This is a genomic window from Mastigocladopsis repens PCC 10914 (assembly GCF_000315565.1).
GTDB lineage: Bacteria > Cyanobacteriota > Cyanobacteriia > Cyanobacteriales > Nostocaceae > Mastigocladopsis > Mastigocladopsis repens.
Window position 1 is genome coordinate 3,013,138 of record NZ_JH992901.1, and the last position, 23,311, is coordinate 3,036,448.

Sequence of the window (23,311 nt, forward strand, 5' to 3'; positions counted from 1 at the left end):
TTGACTATCTAATATTTACCTCTTGCAGTTGGTTGCCTGGGTCAAAAGTTTCTAGATTCGTAGCAGAATGACTGGTGATCAATCGTTCTTTCATCTTCACAGAAGTAGGTACTTTTGATAATGCTACCTTTTGACTTTCAGTATGTACAAGGCGCTGTTTTTGAGAATACTCTATGAGTTTCGCTTGAGCTGTGGCATAGACAGGAGTATCTTTAGGAACTTGATGGAGAAATCTGACAGCACTCTCAAAGTCACGCTCTGCGGCTTTGTTGTAAGCTTTTTGTAATAAGTAAGCTGCTCTAACACGTTTTTTGTGATTGTATTCAGCCAATTTTTCTTGAACAATAGTCCCTGCAGAAGTTTCTTCGGGTATTTGACTGAGATAGTCTAAAGCGCCGCTGAAATCTTTTACTGATGCTTTTTCATAAGCCTTAGCTAATAAATCTTTCGTTTGTGATTCGATATTGGCTTGTGCTTGTTCAACTAATTTATCTATTTGTGATTGCCAATGTAAAATATCAGGAACTTTAGAGGCTGCACGTATAACATCTGACCAACGACTCTCTTTGAAGGCTTTTTGGGCTGCGTCGTATTCTTCAGCAGCAGTTTGCCATTGCTTTTGCCATTCTTCAATATTGGTTTGTGCGTCAGGATAGACATTACTATTTGAGGGAATTGATTTAGCTAGAGCAATTGCTCCCTGCAAATCCCCTGCTTGATATTCTTCCGTTGCTTTATATAGTTTCTCTGTTTCTGAATAAGCTGGAGTGTTATGTACTATGGAGTATACCCCAAATCCCATGACCAAAGAATTAGCCGCCAACCCTACCTTCATTCCTGTCAACAGAGGAGAGTAATTTGGAAATTGCGGATCTGTGCGGTTAGCATTTAACTTATCTTTTGGCTGACTTTTTTCATCTGGCTCTGAAAAACGATTATATTCTACGTCTACGGTTTGCGATTGTCGGCTTTCCAACGGCATTTGCTGAATCGCCCGCAATGCTTCAGCTGCTGATTTGAAGCGCTCTTTATAGTTGTAGCGAATCATTTGGCTGATAACAGCAGCTAGATAATCGCTCACTGGGGTGTTTTGAAAACGCCAGAGAATCTCATTAGTCTGGGGATCTACTTTCAATTGCAGTGGTGTCACCCCTGTTAAAGCCTGGATAGCAATCATGCCTAAAGCATAAACATCGCTGTTTGGTTGTGTCTGACCAATAAATTGCTCTGGTGGTATGTAACCAAGCGAAGTGACGGGAATTTTATATAAAGGCAAGACTTCATCGAGAATTTCAAAATCAATTGGCTGAATTGAACCAAAATCAATCAGAACTAACTTGCCATCACAAGCGCGTCTTATCAAGTTTTCCGGCTTGACGTCGCAGTGAATGACACCTTGTGAGTGAACAAAGACCAAAATAGTCAGAACATCTTGTAAAAATTCGGCAACTTCACTTTCACTCCAGAGATAACCCAAATTAAGATTAATAGGCAGTTCCGCAGTTAGTGCGTGTCCTTCCACATATTCTTGCACCAAGTAAAAGCGTTCATGTTCTTCAAAGCAGGATATGAGTTCGGGAATTTGCTCATGGTGTCCCAATTGCTTCAGTGTTTGGGTTTCCGTAATAAAACGTAACCTGAGGGTTTGTAAGTAGCTTGGTTGGGAACTGATAACTTTGAGCTGTTTAACGACGCATTTGGGGTTGTGTGGATTGTCAATATCTACAGCGACGTATGTTTCACCAAACACCCCTGCACCCAAGGTTTGGACGACTTGGTAACGTCCTTGTAGTACTTTACCGATCATGTGATTAGTCATTGAGCTAGTCTATTTACTTAGTCACTGCTTATATAAGTTTTCTAACAATGCCCCCTGTTTCCGGAATGCCTTATGAGAAGAAATGAAATGAGCGCCGAGTAAGGCACTGATTTGTTAAATGAGAGTCATCTTTTTATAGTTATTATCACGGTTAATATTATTGTTGAATTGTGTTTTTAATAACAATTAATTTAAAGTCAGCATAAAGTATGGAATATTGCTACTCCTGTCAAATACAGACAGTATTTATAACCTGTATTTTATGCCAGTAAGTGTATCTGGTCTAATCAGTATTTCTACTGTAAGAATTTATTATCTTCCTCTTGAGCCACCTCAGTTCTATCTGCCAAGGGCTTCACCACCCGTGCAATCGCCTGTTGAATAAAAGCTTTAATAAACTCATCGCGGCGATTGAGTTGAAACTGTCGCTGCACAACCTCCGTCATTCCCCCGTCACCCCAATCTTGGTCATGACGAAAATATTCAATAAAACTCTTCCCGGCAATTCGCGTCAGGTAAGCAGCTGTCACTCCTTGAATTGCTCTACCAACCATAAAAGTAGCAACATTCAGTTGCAATGCTGTGGTAAGTAACTGCAACGCTCCCTTAACAATCCCCAAACTAGCAAGAGTTTTCGCCAAAGACAGAGCTAATTCCTTTGCGCGCTCAAAATTCAATTCACAGCCGTAAATTCTGCCAATTTCTACTACCATTTGAGCATTAACAGCAGCTGTTGCTAATAAATCAACCACTGGTAGAGGCGTCACCGAAACCACACCAGCACCAATCCATTGAAACCGATCCACAATTTTGTCAGCTTGACGGCGACGTTGAGCATCAATGAGTTTCCGGGCTTCTTCTCCCAAACGTACAGATTGCAGGAGAATATTATCTGCCACCAAATCTTCACCCTCAGACCGTAGAATAGCTGCCATTCGGCGGAGTAAGGGGAAAATCTCAGGCTCAGGCTGGAAAATTTCACTATTTCCTAGCTCTACAGATTGGGGATGAGCGGCGATCGCCACCACATCACTAGGTGCAATCAATCCCCGCACTCGGTGACGCAACCTCGCCAAAATGGCTTCTTTGTCCTCGTCTGTATACAAATCAGTTTTATTGAGGATAAGCAGGGAGCGTTTCCCAATTTCTGCCAATGCTCGTAACGGCTCAAATTCTGACTGTCGGATATCATTATCCACCACAAACAACAGTAAATTTGCTTCCGTCGCTAGTTCTCGTGCTAGTTGTTCCCTCTCAGTTCCCGCCACCCCTGCTTCTAAAATCCCTGGCGTATCCGTAATTAAAATTTTGCGCTCTAATCCCTTCAACCTTAGACAATAAGTTTCCCCTACCTGAGTCGTTCCCATTGGTGCATCTACCTGACCAACCATGCGTCCCATCACCGCATTTGCCAAAGAAGTTTTACCAGCACTTCCAGTCCCGAATACAACAACTTGGATTTCGCCGCCAGATAGATTTGCTTCAATCTCCCGTGACTTACTCAATAAAGCTTGGCGTGCAACTTCATCTTGAATTTGCGTGAGCTGTTGTCTCACAGCTTCTAGAGTAGAAGACGCAGCATCAGATTTGGCAGCAGGGATTTGTACGCTTGGGCGTTCTCTACGGCGACGCTGACGATTCTCCCCTGCTTGAATCACCAGCACATAGTAAACAAACGTGGCAATTGAAGCTGCAATGACGAGAATAAACAACAGCAGTAGCAAATTACCCAAAAACGGTGCCGAATAGGAGAATTGCCAGTAAAGCCGACTGAGAGAATCAATCAGCCACAGACTCAGTCCTAGAATGACGATGAGACCAACAATCAGGGTGATTATGCGTGACAGAGGCATGGTTGTGAATACCTACCTGGATGCTTCTGATCTTAATAGTTTCAGTATTTTTCACCAGGGTGTTGAGAAAGTCATTTTGCTAAACTAAAAGCCAATTATGTATAAAATTTAGCCTCAAATTCTTGCAGTGAATTCATCCTTCTTGATAAAAACCCTTCTCTATAAAAGTTCAACAGCGAGTTCCACTACGACTTTAGCACCTAAATTTAAGTTACTTTCACTGGATGAAACGAGTGTTCTACCAACTTAGTATTCGACAAAAAATTGTTTGTGGGTATGTTCTTGCCCTTAGTGTAGCAATTGTCGGAACAGTTGCTGGATTCTTGATAGGAGAATACCAGCAGCAAAAAGCTGTACAGAAGCACGACGATGCCATAGAAGAAATAGAGCTTCTCAATCGCTTGCAAAATGCTGTACTTCAGACGCGAACACACCAACAACAGTTTATTCCTTTAGTGCCGAACCTGAAACAGTTGCAAAATGAACACTCCCATTTTCTAGTCCATGGAGCTGAAATTAATCAGTTGTGGTCAAAACTAAAATCCTATGTAAATCGCCCAAGTTATAAACAACAGAAGCAGAGTGAGGGTATACGACGCTTGCTGCAAACCTATAATGGTGTTCCCGAAGAATACTTGCAGCAGGTAGAGGAACTCATCAGGCAAATTGATCAACCTTCTTTGAAGTTAGAGGAGGTCACAGCAGCACAAAAACTTTTATTGAATTTCACCAATAGCCCTGTAGCGCTCAAGTTTGATGGCATCTCAGATGATCTTATTGAAGTCATAAAAGGTTCTTATCAGGAGCGCGCACAAGCACAAGCTGCTTTGTTACAGGTAGAGAAGATGCGATTGACTCTCATTGTTGGGTTTTTGCTGTTGTCAATTGTACTGGGTGCTATCCTCGCTTTCTCCATAAGTCGTGCGATTGCTCGTCCCCTAAGAACAGTGACAGATATCGCCCAACGCGTTACCGAAGATGCCAATTTTGACCTACAAGCACCCGTCACAACAAAAGATGAAGTTGGCGAGTTAGCGACCTCTCTCAACCAATTGATCAAACAAGTGAAGCAACTTTTAGAAGAACAAGAAGCCGAAACCCAAGCGCGACTTATCCAAAGTGAGAAAATGTCCAGTTTGGGAAGGATGCTAGCTGGTGTCGCTCATGAAATTATCAATCCCGTGAATTTTATTTCTGGGAACCTTGTACACGCAAAAAACTACGTTGATGACCTCTTAGCATTGCTGCAAACATACAAAGCGGAAGTTCCTCCTCCTGCTGCTGTACAAGCATTAGCAAAGGAAATAGATTTAGAGTTTCTGGAAGCTGACTTGCCAAAACTCCTCAACTCAATAGCATTTGGGGCTGACCGCACCCGCGAAATTGCCCGAAGTTTGAAAGACTTTTCCCGTCTGGATACCGCTGAAGTCCAGTTAGTTAACATACACACATGCATCAACAGTACGCTGTTGATTCTACAAAACCGCTTAAAAATGGGTATCAATGTTATTTGCAACTATGGAGATATTCCATCTGTTCCAGGTCACACAGGACTCCTGTATCAGGTGTTCATGAATCTCTTGAGTAATGCGATCGATGCTGTGGAGGAGATGTCTGCTATCAATTCAGAATGGTCTCCCGAAATTAGCATCCTAACCGAACGCTGGGACAATAATTGGGTGAAGATAAGAATTGCAGACAATGGCATGGGTATTGCGCCCCAAAACCAAGATAAAATATTTGAAATGTTTTTTACAACCAAACCGCGAGGTGTTGGTACTGGCTTGGGTCTATCAATTAGCTATCAGATTATCGTTGAAAAGCATCTCGGCGAAATGACTTTCAAGTCTGAGTTGCAGCAAGGTACGGAATTCACGATTTCTCTACCTATTGATAGAAGCTAGCACAGAAAAACAAAGTTATTTTTTACGCACTTCTTCCTGAAAGCTTCACGATAATAGTTGAAGAAGCGCTAGCAGATGGAAAAAGCTTATTTTTTACTAAATAGATAGAAACAAGTAGTCGCTGGCGTGTCAAAATTTGGTGGTGTTAGCATGAGTACATAGGGAGAAAAAGCCCATGGGACTTTTTGACCAAATTATCGGTGCGATCGACAATCCTAGTCAGCAAGGCAGTACAGGTCAGATTGGCAATATCCTCAACACTGTACAGCAATTAAGTAATAGCACTGGTACAGATCCCTCTACAATGCAATCCGCTTTAGGGATTGTAGGTAACTATGTGCGTTCTGCTTTACAAGAGAAACGAGCCACAGAAGGTGATGAAGCAGCGCAAGGGCTGGTGAATCAATTCGGCGGGACTACCCCTAACCCGCAATCTGTTGACTCGCTATTCTCTCCTTTTTTGCAGCAGCAGGTCGCTAATACTGTTGCCCAGCGCACGGGGTTAAATGCAGGTATGATTCAACAATTACTGCCAATATTGGTTCCTTTGGTACTAAATTTGTTAAAATCTGGATCCAATTCTCAGAATCCTCAAACAGGGGGAAATTCAGTGATGAGTTCTTTCCTAGATTCTGACCGCGATGGCGATGTTGATATTGTTGACGCAATGCAAATGGCTAATCGGTATTTGGGACGATAATAAGAGTTAGGAGTGTAGAAACGTGCCATGGCACGTTTCTACAGAGGTTGCTGATAGGTAAATTACCTTATCCGAACCATATTGCTTTCTGATCCTTTTCACTTTTTCACTAAAATATATGCTGTAGCATATTCAGGCAATTGTCTAATATGCTGGTCAAAATCTTTTCTATTTTGAAAAACACCTGCCAAAAAATCGAGTTGATGAAGATTGGGTAAAAATGCTCCGCCTGTATCGGCAAGAACTCCCAGTTGCAGTTGTTTACGTCCACCTTTAGTATGCTCAAGAACAATCACTCTACCTAAACCAATATTGAGGACATCTCCTGCAAAAGTCACTCCTGGTTTGATAGAAATCTTCGCATCTATCTTATATCCATAACCTTTAATAGCGTCAACTTGTCTAAAATACCAATAACGCTTTTGTGCTGTTCCTGTTAATCCTCGAATGTAAGGCATTTCATTGTTTCTATCCACATTAAAAAGTGCCTTAGAACCATCAGTAAAATTAACCAGTATTGTTCCCTCCATGAGCGCTTCTTCTAAGCCAGTTCGGGTCAGATAAGCGAGGGGTTCAACTTTACCAAATTCTTTCCCACCTGGTTCATAAATACCTGATAAAACCTGCTGTTTTGTGTATTTAGTATAGAATTTCTCGTTCGTGGAGTTAGCTTTTAAGCTATAAATTGGTGTATTAAAAGTAGAGGTTTTCTTATGAGAACCTGGATGAGTAAAAACTGCATATTTGGTAATTCGCAATCGTTGCTGTCCAGAGTTTGGTGAGTTATAGGGAGACCATTTGATGACCCGGAAATGAGTGTTAATGAAATTAGGGTCTTGTAAACGAGTGGCTCGGTTCTTGGCAATATCCTCCTGCAAGACAGCAATCATGAAATCCAAGGTTTTGAGAATATCTTGTACAGTAACTCCTTGAGTGCCAAGTATTCCTGTACGCTTAATATCTGGGTCTTGCGAAGTGTAGTCTTGGAAATATTTCCTGGTATTGGAGAGAACGGTTAATAAGTCTGCCTGATTGAAGCCAACTTTAGTGGTTGGTAGTTTTCCTGGAGTAAAAACTTGGCTGCCTTGAACACTAAATTTATATTTTCGCAGCTCATCAATAACTTGATAGTATGTTGATACTGGCGCTGACTTTTGTCCCGAGGAAAAAGTGTTTTGCTTGCTTAAATTTTTATAAGATATTTGCTGAACAATAAAAGGGTTATCTTGCTCTGAGGCTAAGGTAATCTGTTGTTGAGGTACAAAATTTTCCGGCTGAGTTTTAGATACATTCTGTGCAGCCAGATGTTGGGCTAGTTGTTTATTTTTTGAGTGAGTATATAGATAGCTATTGGCTAAACCGACAAGTAATAAGGCAGCAAAAGTTACTGTAAGACGGAGTTTTTGGCTCAATGGGAGACTCATAAGTTGGAGAATAGATTGCTACTGGTAAATAATACAGGACAGAGGTCAATACGGTTCGGTTAACGGATTAGTAGGTTCGGTTTGTCCTGGATAGGTTTTGACTAGAGTTTGGATGTCGTAGACAATCACGCTTTTAATTGTGCCAATAATTATGACCGACGCTGTTTCATAAAACATAAACGCTCACCTCAAGCCAAAGGTTCCGCAAAATTTATTTACCAAGCTTCACAAAATTTTTACAGCCTGGATCTACAGGTTCGCTCTCCATCGCTAAAATAGCAAAAACGCACTCATGCACATGACGCAAAGGTGTTCGGGCAACAAATCGCTCCAAAGCCTCAACCCCTAAGGTAAACTCTCGCATAGCTAAAGACCGCTTGAGTGATAGCCCCTGTTGGCGCAGATGATCCAAATTCTCTAGCGTTGAGTATTCCGAACCATAGATAATTCGTAGATATTCGTTTCCGCGACACTTAACAGCAGGCTGCACAATAGCGCGATCGCCAGCAATTTTTTACGGTCTTTTGGCTGGACGTTGTTTCTTCATTGCTTAACAAACTTTTACAAAATCAGGGACTTTTGGGATTACCCAATATTTGCCGCTGGCATTTATCTTGAATAATCCTATTTTCCTGTTTGTGTTTCTATTAGTTGTATATGGAATTGAGACACTATAGATCATTAGGGAGCATCTTGTGAACATCGAAACTGATCGCGGTAGCGGCAGGTTTTTCCTTGAAGATTTCTGTTCATCTTGAATCTACACATTTAACTTTTTGTTAAGACTGGGAGTGGGGAGTAAAGTTTGGAGGTGTAGTTAGGATTGTGGCATTTTCCCTACATCGGTATGGACACAAGGCATTGCACCTCTACCACGCCAGTCACCTCAAAAGCAGGACAGTGCCTTGCGATCGCCAGCACTCTCTCAAAACCTTCATTTTTCCTTTCACTGCGTAAGTTCTGTTCATCAAAACCCCACCTAGATGCTGTCTAGGTGGGTTTGTTATTTAGAAGAATTTAATGGGCGCCTCGATACAACTTAAGCGCATTTAGTTAATATGTATTAATTAGTTAATATGTATTAAGCTGTACCACAATAGCGCATACCTGGAGCAGTTAGCGATGTTCGGCAGCGACCATTGTTTGCTGTTAAGGTGGTGTCTTGGGACATGCCTAACGAATCAATGGAACTCGACGACCTGAGAAAAGAAATTCAACACCTTCTCTGAACGGGGTAGGTAATAAGGAGGAACTCAACGTGTTCAAGCAACTTCTGACAGGTGGTTATGTTTTAGGTTTGTTGCTTGTCGGCAACCTGTCGGCTCTAGCACAAGTGCAAAAACCTGCAACTCCACCCTCTCAACCTCAAGCTCCAGCAGCACCCCAGACCCAACCCCAGACCCAAGTCACTCCAGAGGAACTTCAGAAATTCGCACGCACCGTAAAACAGTTGATAAACATTGAGCAAGGGGCGAATCAGGAGATGACACAAGTCATCGGTCAGTCTGGTCTGAGCCAACAACGGTTTATTGAAATCCATAAGGCGCAGAGCAGTCCTTCATCTGGGTCAACAAATGGGTCAACAAAAACGGTGACGCCACAAGAAAAGCAGCAATATGACAAAGCCTTCACGAGGCTTGGGGAGATTCAAAAACAAGCTGAGTCAAAGATGCAACAAGTCGTTCAGAAAGAAGGGCTACCGATAAAGCGCTTCAATGAAATTGAAGCAGCAGTCAGACAAGATCCGGCAATGCAGCAGAAAGTGCGGCAGATGATTCAGAGCTAGTCAAGGAATTTCTGCGTGTTCTACTCTTCAAGAAACCGCTCTACCCTACAGGAAAACGCGCTCCGTCGTGCGTCTATGGGATTTACGAGAAGCTGGTGAACGCAAAGCGCGTGTTGCGCGTTTGTAGAGACGTTGCAATGCAACGTCTCTACTGAGCAATAATCTTCTGAACGGTATTGCCATTTAACATGGGCGCCTGTTGGGGTTTGAATAAATCATCTGTGAAATTCTCGGCGGCTCGTTGCCAATGTGAAAGGCGCGGACTCGTTCCTCAATCGCCTTGTCGGAATTCGTCACCCGCTCAAATTGCCTTTTGTGTTCTGCCCAAGACTCCACAAGCGTTGTTTCTACAAAGCGACCAGGGTCAGATAAATCTTGATACAAGCCCCACTGAATCGCGCCATCACGCCGACGAATTTGACTGAGTGCCTGCATCACCTTAGTAAACTCTTCGGCGTTAGCAGGGTCAATGCGGTACTCTAAGGTAATTAAGACAGGACCATCATTCGGGCAAGGTTCAAAGGCATGAGTCGGCTGATCCCAGTGCAGGGATGCCCGCAAGTCCAATTTTTCAGCACAGCGAAGACGATAACGCACTGTCAGCGCGACACTGACTATTAATCCTACAGCAGCAGTGGCAAGGGCGATCGAGATATTTGTACGTTGCGCTAAAGTACCCCACAAAAGACTGCCCAGCACCATACTTCCTTGAAATACCAGCAATTGCACAGATAAGGCTCTAGCACGCACCCACGTAGGAACCGATGTTTGGGCTGCGACATTGAGACTGACCATAACGCTGAGGGAGGAAATTCCTACCAGCAGCATCACTCCCCACACCAGAGGCACAATGCGGAAAAACGCCAGTGCCAGCATCATCACGCCCATCAGTAGAGATGCTGCTGCCACCAGCTTATCCATTGAAAATCGCTGTCGTGCTTTGGGTAAAATGAACGCTCCTGCTAACCCACCAATGCCCCAAAACCCAAGAATGACACCATACCCCAGCGCATCCAGCTTTAACTCTTGACGCCCAAGCAGTGGCAGCAAGGCAAACAAGGCACTGGCAAAGAAAATGTAAGCAACAGTTCTAATCAGCACAGCCTGAAAGACTGGGGCATAGCGTACGTAACGTATCCCTGCTTGCATTGCTCCCACGACGCGTTCTGTAGGTAAGGCACTCTTTTCATACGTGCGTTGCCAACGATAAATCACAAGTATCACGCCTAGAAATGAGGCAGCGTTCAGCAGGAAAACAACGCCTGTGCCTGCTGTGGCGATGATTATCCCCGCTATGGCAGGACCAATTGAGCGAGATAAATTAACAATAATACCGCTGAGGGTCACAGCTTGCGGTAGTTCTTCTCTAGGAACTAATTCTGGTGTCACAGCTTGCCAGACGGGCATATTCATCGAACTGCCAATACTTAGGGCAAAAGTTAGGACTAGAAGTATCCAGGGGGTTGTGATGTTGGTTATAGTCAGCACACCCAACAAAGTCGCCATAGCCAGCATCCAACCTTGCGTCCACAGCAACATCTTACGGCGATCAACAACATCAGCGATCGCTCCTGCTGGTACAGCCAGTAAGAAAAACGGCAAGCTAGATGCCGCCTGCAACAGCGCCACTAATAATGGTGAGTTGGGCGCAAGGGTTGTCATCAACCATGCTGAACCTACATCGTGCATCCAAGTCCCAATGCTTGACACCGCTGATGCTACCCATAGGGCACGAAACACCGGCTGACGCAGGGGAGTCCACATGGAAATAGCAACTGCTGATGGTGATGTCATAGGGAGATGCAAAAGTATGGTGGATGAGGAAAGTCAGGGCTATTTCATTTAACCTTGCGATTGCCCTGCAATTAATAATTTCCATGAAAAAGACTTTTTTGTGGCAAGAGAGCAGGGGGAGGCTTACAGGTGTAGGTCGTTTACAACTAGATCGAGTTCTAGAACGCCTGGTTGCGGTAACTAGTTCAGGACTTACGCAACTGTCACAAGCAATGGCGCGGTGTAGCGGCGCCGCGCGCCAAACAACTAGGCGATAAACATGGGAACATCCGGACGTTTTAGTTGCTGAACTAAAGCCGTGGCGTTAGCCATAGGCATACCTTACACACTTGTTGTACAACGTCCGTAGAATCTTGAGATAAATCGTTCGTAGCGATAAAATCCGTTCTGTCGGTGGAGATAGTTACCCGGAACAGTTTCACTTTTTTGGCGGCGGGGAACTTCTTTATTTTAAGTATTTTACCTGATTTCAACTCCTCATTATCCCAAGATAACAATTCAATTCTTTGATAATCTTCTTGCTTTCCCGTATCATCAACAAGTCGATTACGTTTCACAAGGAATCGATCGCGGTTGCATAGATACCGTTTCCCTTGCCGTCTGTGTGCCGATCGACTAATGCCGCCAGTTCTGCACAGTTAGCGATAGCGTTCGCGTAAGCGTCCGCTCTGCGGAAGCGCTGTTGCGTTCGCGTAGCGTCTCCGACAGGAGAAGCGCAGATCGCTGCCTCGTGGTTCCGTGTCTTAATCGTCATGCTGTCCTAACTTAAACTCTGCTTCTGCGCTCATTATAGGAAGAATTCTCTGTTGCCACGCCTTGCTTGAGAGGATTAGGCAATCATCTGCCAGGTTTGTGTATTCATGTAAAAGCTTTTCAAGCCTAGGATAAATTCATGCCGTAAGAGAAGGCTGGCAATCGAAAGTTAAATCATTGGACTCGTCAAAAGTGGAAACCGCTGCTGAACTGTGCCGTTAGGCATCTTCGGTTGTCAAAATTGGTTTCGACATTTTAGGAGGAAATTTATGTTTGTAGTGTTTGGCGCGACCGGACAAACGGGTTCTGTGGTTGCCGATACGTTGCTTGAAAAGAAACGAACGGTGCGCGTCGTGTTGCGAACAGACAAAGCTGCTGACGCTTGGCGGGCGAAAGGCGCGGACGTTGCTTTCGCTGATGTCACTGACGTAGGTGCGATGACTAATGCTTTAGACGGCGCGATCGCCGTTTATACCTTGAATCCGCCTGCTTATCATGTTGCCGATATGTTCGCCGTAGCGAAAAACATCGGCGCGGCATATGTCGAAGCCATCACGCAATCGGGCGTGCAAAAAGTTGTCTTGCTTTCTTCGTTCGGTTCGCAGCACGCCACTGGCACGGGTAACATCCTGACGACTTACTTTTTGGGAAACATCTTCGGCGGTTTAACCATTCCCGTCACTTTCCTGCGGGCGGGGTATTTTATGGAAAACTGGAATAGCGTGGCTGCGGTTGCCGCCGAAAAAGGCATTCTGCCGAGTTTTCTTCAGCGGCTCGAACGACCGATTCCAATGGTTTCGGCAAAAGACATCGGGCGCACCGCAGCCGTTGCGTTGACCGAAGATTGGGCAGGCAAGCGCATCATTGAACTGCACGGCGCGGCAGATTATTCGCCAAATGATGTCGCCGCCGCTTTCGCCGCCGCTCTCAGGCGCGACGTGCAAGCCGTCGCCGTTCCCGAAAGCGAGTGGCAGGCGACGCTTACCAATTTCGGTTTCTCGCCCGAAGTCGTTAACAATTGGTGCGAGATGATGCGCGGAATCAACTCCGGTTATATCGTTTTTGAGGACAGCGGAACCGAAACTCGCAAAGGCCAAATAACCATCGAAGATTTCGCCGCCGAAGCTGCAAAAGAGCAAGACCTGATTTAAAGGTTCGCGCGCAAAGACTCAATGAAAAATGTCTTTTCTATCAAAGCGACACCGAACAATTCAATGGACGTGAGGGCGAAACAGCTACATCGGGATACCTACACCTGGTATTTCCGCATGCAGGACGGCAAAGCGATTGAAGCGATCGCATGAACTGGATATGCGCTCTTTTGGGTTGCTATCGGTTGAACCGGATGCGCCGGTAGAGAAATCACTCTTGTTAGACTATCCACTTGAACATAGGAGAAAAATGAAAGCAGTAGTGATTAACGAATACGGCAATGAGAGCGTTTTGGATTACACCGATGTCGAACGTCCAGAAGCGAAAGAAGACGAGGTTTTGGTGAAAGTTCACGCCGCGGCGGTCAATCCGGCGGACTGGAAAATCCGCGATGGCGCGGGCGAACGGTTCGGCTTCAAACTTCCGCTCATTCTTGGCGGCGACATCGCCGGAACCGTCGAAGAGGTTGGCGTTGGCGTTGAAGATTTCAAGAAGGGCGATGCCGTTTATGGGATGACCGTGTCCAGCCTGTCCGGTGGTTACGCTGAATACGCCGTCGCCAAACCGGACGCCATCGCGCCCAAACCGGAAAGCCTCGATTTTGAAAATGCGGCGTCGATCCCGATTGCCGCGTTGACTGCGTGGCAGGCAATATTTGATTTGGCGAATGTGAGCCGCGGGCAAAAAATCTTGATAACCGGAGCGTCGGGCGGAGTCGGCTCGATGGCGGTTCAGCTTGCCAAAGCGAAAGGCGCGTTCGTTATCGGCACGGCTTCAGGCAAAAACCAACAGTTCGTCCGTGATTTAGGCGCGGATGAGTTCGTTGATTACACGGCGCAACCGTTTGAGGAAGTCGTCAAAAACGTGGATGTCGTTTTCGATACGGTCGGCGGCGACACTTGCGAGCGAGCGTTCCAAACTTTGAAAAAAGGTGGCTTTTTGGTTTCGGCGGCAGAGCCTCAAGCCGAAGAGAAAGCTAAGGAGTTCGGCGTCCAAGGCTCATGGCTCTCCTGTCAGCCGAGCGCAAAGCAATTAGCCGAAATCAACCGTTTGATTGAAGAAGGCAAATTGAAGACATACGTCGAAACGGTTCTGCCGCTCACGGACGTGAAAAAGGCACATCAACTTTCCCAAAGCGGGCGCACACGCGGCAAAATCGTTTTGCAAGCCGAGGCATAAATTTGAAGTGTGGTGAAAATAATGGCGCAACTCGACAAGTCATTGGAGCGGGTGCGGTTCAGCTTGTGGTTACGGATTTAGGAAATTAGTTAGTCACATCAGTGCTGCTGTTGCCTCAATCTCAACCAATGTTTCTGGAGAGGCGAGTGAGGAAACGCCGATTCCAGTAAGAGCTGGACGCGACCCTTCTAAAAATTGTGCAAGAACCGGTGCGATATCCTCAATGAATTCCCCAATTTCACCACGAATATAGACGCGAAGGCTAAGCAGATTTTCTACAGAGCTTCCCGATGCCTCTAGGACGACGGTCAGGTTAGTCAGCGCCTTTGAGAGTTGCCCCTCGACGGTATGGGATGAAACTTGGTGGTTTGCGTCCCAGTCAACTTGACCAGAAATGTAAACGGTAGCCGATGCGGTATCAATCACCGCTTGGGACATTCCGAACGGGCTTCCATCATGAAGTTGTGGCGGATTGATCAGTTGCTTTCTCATTGTGTCTAATCCTTGTGCGTCTGAAAGGGCGTTGTTGCGTGAAAGAGGGGTTGCGGGCGGGGGAGACATGATAAATTTCAGTCGCCACACAAAAACCTGCCATGAAACCTCAATACTGCATCCGCAACTGGTCTGAGTGTAACGCTGAATTAGACCTCCTGCACGAATCCTGAGCAGGGAGTTTCATCATTAAATCACTAATCTCAACAACGAGGAAAATAACCATGACAAACAACACAAAAATCGCATTGGTCACAGGAGCGAGCCGAGGACTGGGCAAAAATACTGCTTTGGCACTTGCTAAAAAAGAGGTTGATGTGATTGTGACGTATCACAGCAGCGAGGCAGAAGCAAACAGCGTTGTCTCTGCGATCACCTACGGTGGGCGCTTTGCGCCATCGCAGAAATGGGTGGTAAAGCTGCTGCCCTGCAACTGGATACTTCCAACACGAAAACCTTTGATGGGTTTGTGGCACAAGTCAAACAGACACTTCAAGACAACTGGCAGACAGAGCAGTTTGATTTCCTCGTTAATAATGCTGGCACTGGCGTATATGCGCCTTTTGCCGAAACGACCGAGGAAGACTTTGATCACTTGATGAACATTCATGTGAAGGGCGTTTTCTTCCTGACACAGAAACTGCTTCCTTTGATCAAGGACGGAGGACGGATTGTCAATCTTTCGACTGGTCTTACCCGTTCTACTCTACCGGGCTATGCTGCGTATGCCAGCGCGAAGGGCGCGATCGAGGTTTTAACTCGATACATGGCGAAAGAACTGGGATACCGACAGATTGCGGTGAATACGATCGCTCCAGGCGCAATCGAAACTGATTTCGGGGGTGGTGTCGTGCGTGACAATCCAGAAATTAACCAATTCTTCGCGTCGCAAACTGCCTTGGGTCGCGTGGGTGTGCCGGATGATATTGGTGGCGCGATGGCGCAGAGCGCCCGCTTCGCGATCGCATCATTGCTCTGTGAAGAAAATCGATGGGTGAATGCACAGAGAATTGAAGTTTCTGGTGGTCAGTATCTTTAATTCCAATCAACCTCAACAGTAAGGAAAGTCATCATGTTGAATGTAGAAAATAAAGTTATCGCCATCACTGGAGCCAGTAGCGGCATCGGCGAAGCCACTGCGAAGCTGCTCGCCGCAAACGGTGCAGAAGTCGTTTTGGGGGCACGTCGGACAGACAAGCTAGAAAAGCTGGTCGAGGAGATTCACGCATCCGGTGGTACAGCAGAATTCAAAGCGGTAGACGTCACTGATCGCGAAGATGTGAAAGCATTCATTCACTTCGCCAAAGACAAATTTGGTCGCGTCGATGTCATCTTTAACAATGCAGGCGTGATGCCCCTATCCCCGATGAATGCCTTGAAGGTCGAGGAATGGGACAACATGATTGATGTAAATATCCGTGGCGTATTGAACGGCATTGCGGCGGGTTTGCCAATTATGGAAGCGCAAGGCAGTGGTCAGTTTATCAATACCGCGTCCATTCTGCAATGTGCCGCGTCTTACAAAAATTGGGATGAAATCGTAAAAAAAACATTGCGGAGTAGTCAAGCAGCAACTCCAAGAGTCCAAAAACTCAGAGCAGAATATTGGGAAAAGGTAAGAGATATAGAGCCAGATAACTTAGTATTTTTAGATGAGACAGGAGTTTTACTCGGTTTAGCCAGAACTCATGCACGTTCACATTCGGGAACAAGAGTATACGAGCTAAAACCATTTTATAGCGGTGCAAAAGTCACAGTCATTGGAGCCATTAGTATGAAAAAAGTTGTGGCATTAATGACAATGAATAACTCAATGGATAGAACAGTATTTGATGTATTTCTTGAGAACTTTTTAGCGCCTCAATTGTGGTCAGGGGCGGTAGTAGTTATGGATAATTTCCCTGCCCATAAACTAGCATCAATTGAACCCATGATTGAAGCTGTAGGTGCTAAACTTATTTGTTTATCCCCATACTCTGCGGATTTTAATCCCATTGAGTTATGGTGGTCACAACTCAAATCTTTTTTACGCAGTTTTGCTCCAACTACAACAGAAATTGTTGATACAGTCATCTCAGTTGCACTCAACTTAATGAATCCTCAACATTTAAAAAACTGGTTTGCTAATTGCTGTTATTGTACCTCATAACAGTGGGAAGTGCTGTATTATGGAATCAGTCTAAGTTAAAAGTAAGTAGAGCACAAGTTAAGTTGAAAACATATGGATAACAATAAACAAATTTACAATTACACAGTTCTTCTGGAAAAAGAATCAGATGGAGGTTATCACGCTTTTTGTCCTATCCTAAAAGGTTGTCATTCTCAAGGAGATTCTTTTGAAGAGGCCATCGAGAATATTACAGAAGCTATTGAATTATATCTTGAAAGTTTAAAGGCTGATAATCAGCCAATTCCTAGAGAAGATTTAATTGTTAAGCCATTAAGTATCTTGGCATGAGTAATTTTCCTAGTGTCAAAGCTAAAGAATTTATCAAGGTCATTGAAAAATTAGGTTTTTATCTTGACCGTCAAAAGGGAAGTCATGCTATTTACAAGGATAGTCATGGAAAAAGGGTTGTTGTTCCTATTCATTCGGGAAAAGACCTAAAACAAGGAACTCTAATGGGCATGATTCAGGATATTGGTATTGACAAGGAAACTTTCTTTGATTTCTTAGAAAAATAAATTAGGTGTAATTTTATTGTTTGGTGTCGGTACTCAACTCAACCCAGGACTTACGCAACTGTCACAAGCAATGGCGCGGTGTATATGATACAAAAGGTTTTGCAGCATCTGTGTCACATGGACTATGAGTACTCTTTGCGCCGACACGCCGCACTATATTGCCGTTTAGTTGTTTCTATTTCTTCCGAGAGAATTTTTTTCAACTCACGAGTAAACGACGCACTCATCTAAGAAGTTACCTCAATCAACTCTTGCCGATGACTGATTAACTCAAAAGTGATAGAACCCACATAGTCAGAAGGCACAATTCTATTTAGAAGGATGAGTTCTGGGATCATTTCTCGAAGCTTTTGCGTAAGAACCTCCGTTGTAGAAGCTTCAGTGACTAATCCAGGCACATCTTCACTAGTTGCAACCCAGACTTGTGCTTCCCAATCCCAAAAGGCTTGAACCTTAAATGTGATTTGTGTCATTATCAAGCGCTCTGTAGACTCTACGACGTAGTTATTAGTTTAAAACAAACTTACAGGTGTCTCTTTATTAAATATTTAACTGCTCAACAAAAAAGTTGTTAAATCCTGTATAATATGTAGTCCCCGCAGGGAACCAAAAACAAGACGAGTTGCAGCAATTGGTTGTCTAAGTAATCCCATTGCTAAAGGAAGCGCCTGCAAAGAACCATTATTGAATGCATGGGTGAGGTTTGGAATATTGTGGTGTGCGTCGTCACTGATGACTCGTAGCATTCCCACAGCAATTCCCAACTCACTCAAAACTTCTAATGCTGCAAATCCCTCCATGTCTACAACGTCAGCACCATATGCTTGACCTAATAGGAGTTTTTCACTGCCAGAATAAATCAGGCGATCGCTTGTCAAGCCAATACCTGTCAACACTCTATCTTGTAATTTTTGGTGCAGTATCTCTGTTAACTCTTGATGACACAAAAGCTCAGAAGTCTTTTTATTTTCTTCGCTACGGTAAACACAGCTGCGATACAGTACCGCCTCTCCAACACTGTATCTCGGTGACAAACTGCCACATAAACCCATCAGCAAAACTCTGGGTTGCGGATGATGAGAAAGGTGCCCTGCTTGTAGCCATTTTTCTAAATACTTGGTCAATGCTGATAGTCCCATAGGAATGGGAAAAACGGGCGGTGTAGGAACCGCTACACGATTTAATCCTTTGTAAACAGATTTGTACTCTGCTCCTTGGGCAACCAGAATGGCATCAACAAGCATTGTCTAATTTATGAATGTCTCTTAATTATTTAAGCTTTGATCGTAGTTAGTTTAACAGCGTCATAGTAAGGGACACGACTCATGACACTTCGCACGTTTGTTACAGGTGCTACAGGCTTCGTTGGAGCTAATTTGACACGGTTGCTAATTGAACAAGGTTATGCAGTCCGGGCATTAGTTCGTCCTAACAGCCGCTTAGACAATTTACAAGATTTAGACATCGAGATTGTTAAAGGAGACCTAAACGAGCCAGATTTGCACCGGAAAATGCAAGGTTGCCAAGTTCTGTTTCACGTTGCAGCGCACTATTCTCTTTGGCAAGCTGACCGGGATGCATTATATCACAATAACGTCTTAGGCACAGGCAATGTGTTAGCAGCAGCTCGTCAAGCAGGAATTGAACGTACCGTTTATACCAGTTCCGTCGCGGCTATTGGGGTTGGTGCAGGAAAGATTGTGGATGAAACTCATCAAAGTCCGCTTGAGGAACTTGTTGGTCACTATAAGAAGTCTAAATATCTAGCTGAACAGGAAGCAAAACAAGCGGTAAAAGAGGGTCAAGATGTTGTGATTGTCAATCCAAGCAGTCCAATTGGTCCAATGGATATCAAACCTACTCCCACTGGGGATATCATACTGCGCTTTCTGCGACGGCAAATGCCTGTTTACCTAAACACGGGTTTGAATTTTATTGATGTGCGCGATGTGGCGAAGGGGCACATTTTAGCTTTGGAAAAAGGAAAAACAGGAGAACGTTATATCTTAGGCAACCAAAACCTTAGCCTCAAAGAACTACTAGACCAACTTGCCGACATCACAGGTTTGATTGCGCCTCAAAAATCTATTCCGGCTTGGATACCCCTGAGTTTAGCTTGGATTGATGAACAAATTCTTGCTCCTTTGGGCAAGCCCCCCTCGATTCCTTTAGATGGTGTTCGCATGGCGCATCAACCGATGTATTACAATGCTTCAAAAGCTGTTAGAGAATTGGGTTTACCTCAGACTCCAATAACAACTGCTTTAAAAGATGCTGTCAGTTGGTTTGTGGCTCAAAAATACGTTGAGGTAGCATAACGGTGGTAATCTACGATAAACGTGCTAAACGCTCCTAGAATATCAAAATTGATTGAGCGCAAACTGCTTCTGGCTAGAGTTTACAGCAGAATACATCCGTCAGGAGTCAGGAGTCAGGAGTCGGGAGTCAGAAGTCAGAAGTAAAATTTGCTCTATATCTGGCTCTTGAGTTGAAAATGTGTATCTCATAAAAAGTGCAAATTGCTGTATATCAAGGTGTAGAGGAGAATTATGGGAATTCATTTACAACAAGCCGTAGAAGTAGGGAAATACATAGTGACTCAACGTCTTTCGGGTCGCAAACGGTATCCCCTAGTTTTAATGTTGGAACCATTATTCCGGTGTAATCTAGCTTGTCCTGGTTGTGGCAAAATCCAACATCCCAAAGAAATACTCAAGCAACACTTAACCCCTGAAGAATGCTTTGCCGCAGTGGAAGAGTGTGGAGTCCCCATTGTCTCAATTCCAGGTGGAGAACCTCTGTTACATCCTTACATTGATGAAATTGTGCGGGGATTAGTTAAGCGCAAAAAGTTTGTTTACCTGTGTACCAACGGTTTGTTGTTAGAAAAGAGCTTGGATAAGTTCCAACCTTCCCCATATCTGACTTTCAGTGTCCATTTAGACGGGATGCGGGAGTTGCACGATCAGTGTGTGGATCGCAAAGGAGTCTTTGATATTGCAGTTGATGCGATTCGTGCGGCAAAAGCAAAAGGATTTCGTGTCACAACAAATACCACAGTTTTTGAAGGTGCTGACCCAAAACAAATACAGCAGTTCTTTGACTTCCTCAACACACTGGGTACTGATGGCATAATGATCTCCCCCGGCTATAGTTACGAGTGGGCACCAGATCAAGAGCATTTTCTTAAGCGTGAACAAACACGCGCACTCTTCCGAGAAATTCTAGCTCCCCATAAGGCGGGTAAGAAAAATTGGAACTTCAACCACAACCCATTATTTTTGGATTTTCTCATCGGCGAGAAAGACTACGAATGTACTCCTTGGGGAAGCCCAAGCTATAGCGTTCTGGGTTGGCAAAAGCCCTGTTATCTGCTTAATGAAGGTTACTATAAATCTTTCCAAGAACTGTTAGACAAAACCGACTGGAGTCAATACGGTCGTGCTAGTGGTAATCCCAAGTGTAAAGATTGCATGGTACATTGCGGCTATGAACCGACAGCAGCAGTAGATGCGATGCAACCGGAAAACCTAGCTCGTTCGGTTGGTACTTTGTTGGGGATGAGTAAGTAACTTGACCGGCGTTGCACGAGACGTTGCATGTAACGTCTCTTCACCTGTGAAATCTTCACTACGTTCTGTAGAACTCCTGCAAAAGTAGATTTTTTTATATAGAACCACAGATGTAGGCGTAAGCCGTGCCGTAGGCTACACAGATAAACACAGATAATTCATCGGTGTTCATCTGGAGGACACTGCCTTGCGGGGGTCTCCCCCCAACCCCACTCCGTGGGGACCCCAAAGCCCCCCGTTGTGGCAAGTGTCCGTTGTCCATCTGTGGTTCACTTTTAAAAATAATTGATGAGTGCATGAAGTCTTGCGTTCTGGCGTTCTTCTGAAAATCACAATTCCTAATTTAGAACAGTCGCAGCTATGGCTTATTGGTGAATATGCTCTTTCCTCCCTTGTCGGTAACAAGAAAGGCTGGCATAGCCAAATTTTTCAGCAATGCCTCTTTCTTAGGATTTTCAGTGAACAGAAAAATCCGGTCGGAACCTTGCCATAAGCGACGCACATCTTCATAAGTTAAAAATATGGGTGGGGCATCCGGATAGCGGGAACCGAATTCCATGATCAGAGTCCGACCGTTGAGGAGTAAGATTTGCTCGTCAATATAAAAACGCAGGGATGAGCCGGTTTCATAATTGCCATTGATCACAATTTTGGCGTTCGGTTCCCACCTCTGTTTGATTTCTTGAGCATGAACACGTGAGGAGAGCACTGGTTCAAAGTGAATCAAGGCGTTGTTAGAGCAAATCACAAGTAGTCCCATCGTTAGGACCATTGCTGTCATGGCGCGTTCATGGTGTTGTCGGTAGCGATACCAAAATGCTAGCCCAAAACCGATGCTCACCACCAATGCCGCAGCGATCGCCGGATAGCGTAATTCTGCCAAAGCTTGTGGTGTCAGGTCAAGCAAATGTCCGAGCGAGAGTGTATATCGTTTGTCGTCGGAAGAAACTTGATTGAGGAAGGACGAAAGGTCTCCTGTTGGCTGGATATTACGAGCGTTCCAGACTAGCAATCCTAGTACAGCAGCAAAGACGACTGCGATCGCTGCTAAGATTCCATTAACCCACAGTAAGTACTTTTGTATTTTTCCTCTCTCGGCTTCAGTCAAGGCTACAGCAAGCAAGAGAGCCAGCGCCGGGTAAGCAGGAAATGTGTAGTACTCTTGGTTGGAAGAGATACTGAAAAAAATAAGAATCACTCCTGCCCACAACCATAGATAAAGGTTCACCTGCGTCTTTTTATCTTTCAGCGGTTGCAAATGAGGTCGCTGTGTGATGAGGAGTGGAAATCCTAAACTCCAAGGAAATAACCAAACTACGTGCAGCAGCCAATAACTCAAAACAGGCATTTTGCCATAATCTACTGGGTAGCGTTTGCTGAAAAATCGCAAGAAGTGTTCGTTGACAAAGTAAAACCAGAAAAAATGTTCGTTGCGAAAACCAGCAAGTAGATGCCACGGTGCAGCAATGGCTAGAAACAAGGCACTACCTGAAAGCAACCGTAATTGTCTCCAAGCAGAGAGGTTACCAGTCAGTAACAAAAATAGAAACGCGGGAGTTACTGTAAAGACAATGCCAATCAGCCCTTTACTCAACACTGCTAAGGCTGTAGCAGCATAAAATCCGTAATAAAGCCTTTTTTCCCAACCAGTACCAAAAAACGCCCGTAAAAAACACAAGTGCGCGATTGTGAATAACAGAGTCAGCAGTGCTTCTGGAATCATGATGCGAGTGAACAGAAACATCGCAAAACAGGAAACCAGAATCGCGGCTGCATAAAGTCCTACTTTTTGCGAATACGCCCATCGCCCGAATATATAAGCGACCAAGCCCAGCAGCACAATTGCGACCACTGTGGGAAAACGTACGGCAAATGCATTGATCCTAAAGATTTGATAAGAACTTGCTACTAACCAATAAAGGAGGGGAGCCTTTTGCAAATACCGAACTCCGTTGACATACATTGTCACCCAATCGTGGCGCTGTAGCATCTCTTTAGATGCTTGGGTATGAACTGCATCCGCATTATCAAAAACAGAAGGCTCAAAAGCAATGCTGAGGTAGATGAGCGCGCTCAGAAGGAGCAATAAAATAATAGGTAAGTGTTTACGCATAAGTAAGTAGACAGACCATAACTTACGCATTAAGAAGAAACTATTCCAGAGAATGTCTAAGAATAACTTCTTCTGTTTTTCCTAA

Annotated in this window: 20 protein-coding genes and 3 pseudogenes; 12 read left to right on the forward strand and 11 right to left on the reverse strand. The window is 44.6% G+C overall.

Features of this window, described 5'->3' with window-relative positions; all coding sequences use genetic code 11:
- Positions 1-4: 4 nt before the first annotated feature.
- Together MAS10914_RS0115540 and MAS10914_RS0115545 are read right to left on the reverse strand one after the other, a co-directional pair.
- Positions 5-1,819, reverse strand: a complete 1,815-nt coding sequence (locus tag MAS10914_RS0115540) for a serine/threonine-protein kinase (RefSeq protein WP_017316866.1) — start codon at positions 1,817-1,819, stop codon at positions 5-7.
- 296 nt (positions 1,820-2,115) lie between these two features.
- Positions 2,116-3,672 carry a YcjF family protein gene (locus tag MAS10914_RS0115545; RefSeq protein ID WP_017316867.1) on the reverse strand — a complete coding sequence of 519 codons (1,557 nt, stop codon included), beginning with the start codon at positions 3,670-3,672 and terminating at the stop codon, positions 2,116-2,118.
- A gap of 224 nt (positions 3,673-3,896) precedes the next feature.
- On the opposite strand from MAS10914_RS0115545, the gene MAS10914_RS0115550 reads away from it, so the two are divergent.
- Positions 3,897-5,576 carry a sensor histidine kinase gene (locus MAS10914_RS0115550; RefSeq protein WP_017316869.1) on the forward strand — a complete coding sequence of 560 codons (1,680 nt, stop codon included), beginning with the start codon at positions 3,897-3,899 and terminating at the stop codon, positions 5,574-5,576.
- 175 nt (positions 5,577-5,751) lie between these two features.
- A complete protein-coding gene (locus MAS10914_RS0115555) occupies positions 5,752-6,276 on the forward strand; it encodes a DUF937 domain-containing protein (RefSeq protein ID WP_017316870.1) in 525 nt (174 codons plus the stop codon).
- A gap of 98 nt (positions 6,277-6,374) precedes the next feature.
- Here MAS10914_RS0115555 and MAS10914_RS0115560 read toward each other — a convergent pair whose 3' ends face one another.
- From MAS10914_RS0115560 to MAS10914_RS0115570, 3 genes and pseudogenes are all read right to left on the reverse strand, one after another.
- Positions 6,375-7,700 (reverse strand): hypothetical protein, encoded by a 1,326-nt coding sequence (locus MAS10914_RS0115560; RefSeq protein ID WP_017316871.1) that lies wholly within the window; start codon positions 7,698-7,700, stop codon positions 6,375-6,377.
- A gap of 45 nt (positions 7,701-7,745) precedes the next feature.
- Positions 7,746-7,877: a hypothetical protein gene (locus MAS10914_RS36220; RefSeq protein ID WP_017316872.1), complete on the reverse strand. Its 132-nt coding sequence runs from the start codon at positions 7,875-7,877 to the stop codon at positions 7,746-7,748.
- Between the two features lie 34 nt (positions 7,878-7,911).
- Positions 7,912-8,211, reverse strand: a pseudogene (locus MAS10914_RS0115570) (hypothetical protein); the annotation flags it as partial.
- Positions 8,212-8,958: 747 nt separating this feature from the next.
- Here MAS10914_RS0115570 and MAS10914_RS0115575 point away from each other — a divergent pair.
- Positions 8,959-9,486, forward strand: a complete 528-nt coding sequence (locus tag MAS10914_RS0115575; protein WP_017316874.1) for a DUF4168 domain-containing protein — start codon at positions 8,959-8,961, stop codon at positions 9,484-9,486.
- A 183-nt stretch (positions 9,487-9,669) separates the two neighbouring features.
- Here MAS10914_RS0115575 and MAS10914_RS0115580 read toward each other — a convergent pair whose 3' ends face one another.
- Both MAS10914_RS0115580 and MAS10914_RS35585 read right to left on the reverse strand, forming a co-directional pair.
- Positions 9,670-11,280 (reverse strand): MFS transporter, encoded by a 1,611-nt coding sequence (locus MAS10914_RS0115580; protein WP_232224170.1) that lies wholly within the window; start codon positions 11,278-11,280, stop codon positions 9,670-9,672.
- 317 nt (positions 11,281-11,597) lie between these two features.
- Positions 11,598-11,837: pseudogene (locus tag MAS10914_RS35585) on the reverse strand (IS701 family transposase); the annotation flags it as partial.
- A 465-nt stretch (positions 11,838-12,302) separates the two neighbouring features.
- On the opposite strand from MAS10914_RS35585, the gene MAS10914_RS30270 reads away from it, so the two are divergent.
- Positions 12,303-13,184 carry an NmrA family NAD(P)-binding protein gene (locus MAS10914_RS30270; protein WP_017316879.1) on the forward strand — a complete coding sequence of 294 codons (882 nt, stop codon included), beginning with the start codon at positions 12,303-12,305 and terminating at the stop codon, positions 13,182-13,184.
- 250 nt (positions 13,185-13,434) lie between these two features.
- Positions 13,435-14,364, forward strand: coding sequence for an NADP-dependent oxidoreductase (locus MAS10914_RS0115610; RefSeq protein ID WP_026082581.1), 930 nt, complete (start codon positions 13,435-13,437; stop codon positions 14,362-14,364).
- Positions 14,365-14,457: 93 nt separating this feature from the next.
- Here MAS10914_RS0115610 and MAS10914_RS0115615 read toward each other — a convergent pair whose 3' ends face one another.
- Complete coding sequence (locus MAS10914_RS0115615) at positions 14,458-14,925, reverse strand: RidA family protein (protein ID WP_017316882.1); 468 nt, start codon at positions 14,923-14,925, stop codon at positions 14,458-14,460.
- 155 nt (positions 14,926-15,080) lie between these two features.
- On the opposite strand from MAS10914_RS0115615, the pseudogene MAS10914_RS36225 reads away from it, so the two are divergent.
- The 5 genes and pseudogenes from MAS10914_RS36225 to MAS10914_RS0115640 all read left to right on the forward strand — a co-directional run.
- Positions 15,081-15,167, forward strand: a pseudogene (locus tag MAS10914_RS36225) (3-oxoacyl-ACP reductase); the annotation flags it as partial.
- Positions 15,168-15,262: 95 nt separating this feature from the next.
- Positions 15,263-15,895: an SDR family NAD(P)-dependent oxidoreductase gene (locus MAS10914_RS31605; protein WP_017316883.1), complete on the forward strand. Its 633-nt coding sequence runs from the start codon at positions 15,263-15,265 to the stop codon at positions 15,893-15,895.
- 33 nt (positions 15,896-15,928) lie between these two features.
- Positions 15,929-17,005: an SDR family NAD(P)-dependent oxidoreductase gene (locus tag MAS10914_RS34990; RefSeq protein ID WP_017316884.1), complete on the forward strand. Its 1,077-nt coding sequence runs from the start codon at positions 15,929-15,931 to the stop codon at positions 17,003-17,005.
- 72 nt (positions 17,006-17,077) lie between these two features.
- Entirely contained in the window at positions 17,078-17,314 is a 237-nt protein-coding gene (locus tag MAS10914_RS0115635) for a type II toxin-antitoxin system HicB family antitoxin (protein ID WP_017316885.1), read from the forward strand.
- Complete coding sequence (locus MAS10914_RS0115640; RefSeq protein ID WP_017316886.1) at positions 17,311-17,541, forward strand: type II toxin-antitoxin system HicA family toxin; 231 nt, start codon at positions 17,311-17,313, stop codon at positions 17,539-17,541. The genes MAS10914_RS0115635 and MAS10914_RS0115640 overlap by 4 nt, the downstream gene beginning before the upstream one ends.
- Before the next feature lie 227 nt (positions 17,542-17,768).
- Here MAS10914_RS0115640 and MAS10914_RS0115645 read toward each other — a convergent pair whose 3' ends face one another.
- Together MAS10914_RS0115645 and MAS10914_RS0115650 are read right to left on the reverse strand one after the other, a co-directional pair.
- Entirely contained in the window at positions 17,769-18,014 is a 246-nt protein-coding gene (locus MAS10914_RS0115645; protein WP_017316887.1) for a DUF1902 domain-containing protein, read from the reverse strand.
- Between the two features lie 75 nt (positions 18,015-18,089).
- Positions 18,090-18,785 (reverse strand): 5'-methylthioadenosine/S-adenosylhomocysteine nucleosidase family protein, encoded by a 696-nt coding sequence (locus MAS10914_RS0115650; RefSeq protein ID WP_017316888.1) that lies wholly within the window; start codon positions 18,783-18,785, stop codon positions 18,090-18,092.
- An 81-nt stretch (positions 18,786-18,866) separates the two neighbouring features.
- Here MAS10914_RS0115650 and hpnA point away from each other — a divergent pair, with 81 nt between their 5' ends.
- Both hpnA and hpnH read left to right on the forward strand, forming a co-directional pair.
- Positions 18,867-19,859, forward strand: coding sequence for a hopanoid-associated sugar epimerase (hpnA, locus tag MAS10914_RS0115655; RefSeq protein ID WP_017316889.1), 993 nt, complete (start codon positions 18,867-18,869; stop codon positions 19,857-19,859).
- Between the two features lie 231 nt (positions 19,860-20,090).
- Positions 20,091-21,113, forward strand: a complete 1,023-nt coding sequence (gene hpnH, locus MAS10914_RS0115660) for an adenosyl-hopene transferase HpnH (protein WP_017316890.1) — start codon at positions 20,091-20,093, stop codon at positions 21,111-21,113.
- A 358-nt stretch (positions 21,114-21,471) separates the two neighbouring features.
- Here hpnH and MAS10914_RS0115665 read toward each other — a convergent pair whose 3' ends face one another.
- Positions 21,472-23,226: an ArnT family glycosyltransferase gene (locus MAS10914_RS0115665; protein WP_156818166.1), complete on the reverse strand. Its 1,755-nt coding sequence runs from the start codon at positions 23,224-23,226 to the stop codon at positions 21,472-21,474.
- Positions 23,227-23,311 lie beyond the last annotated feature (85 nt).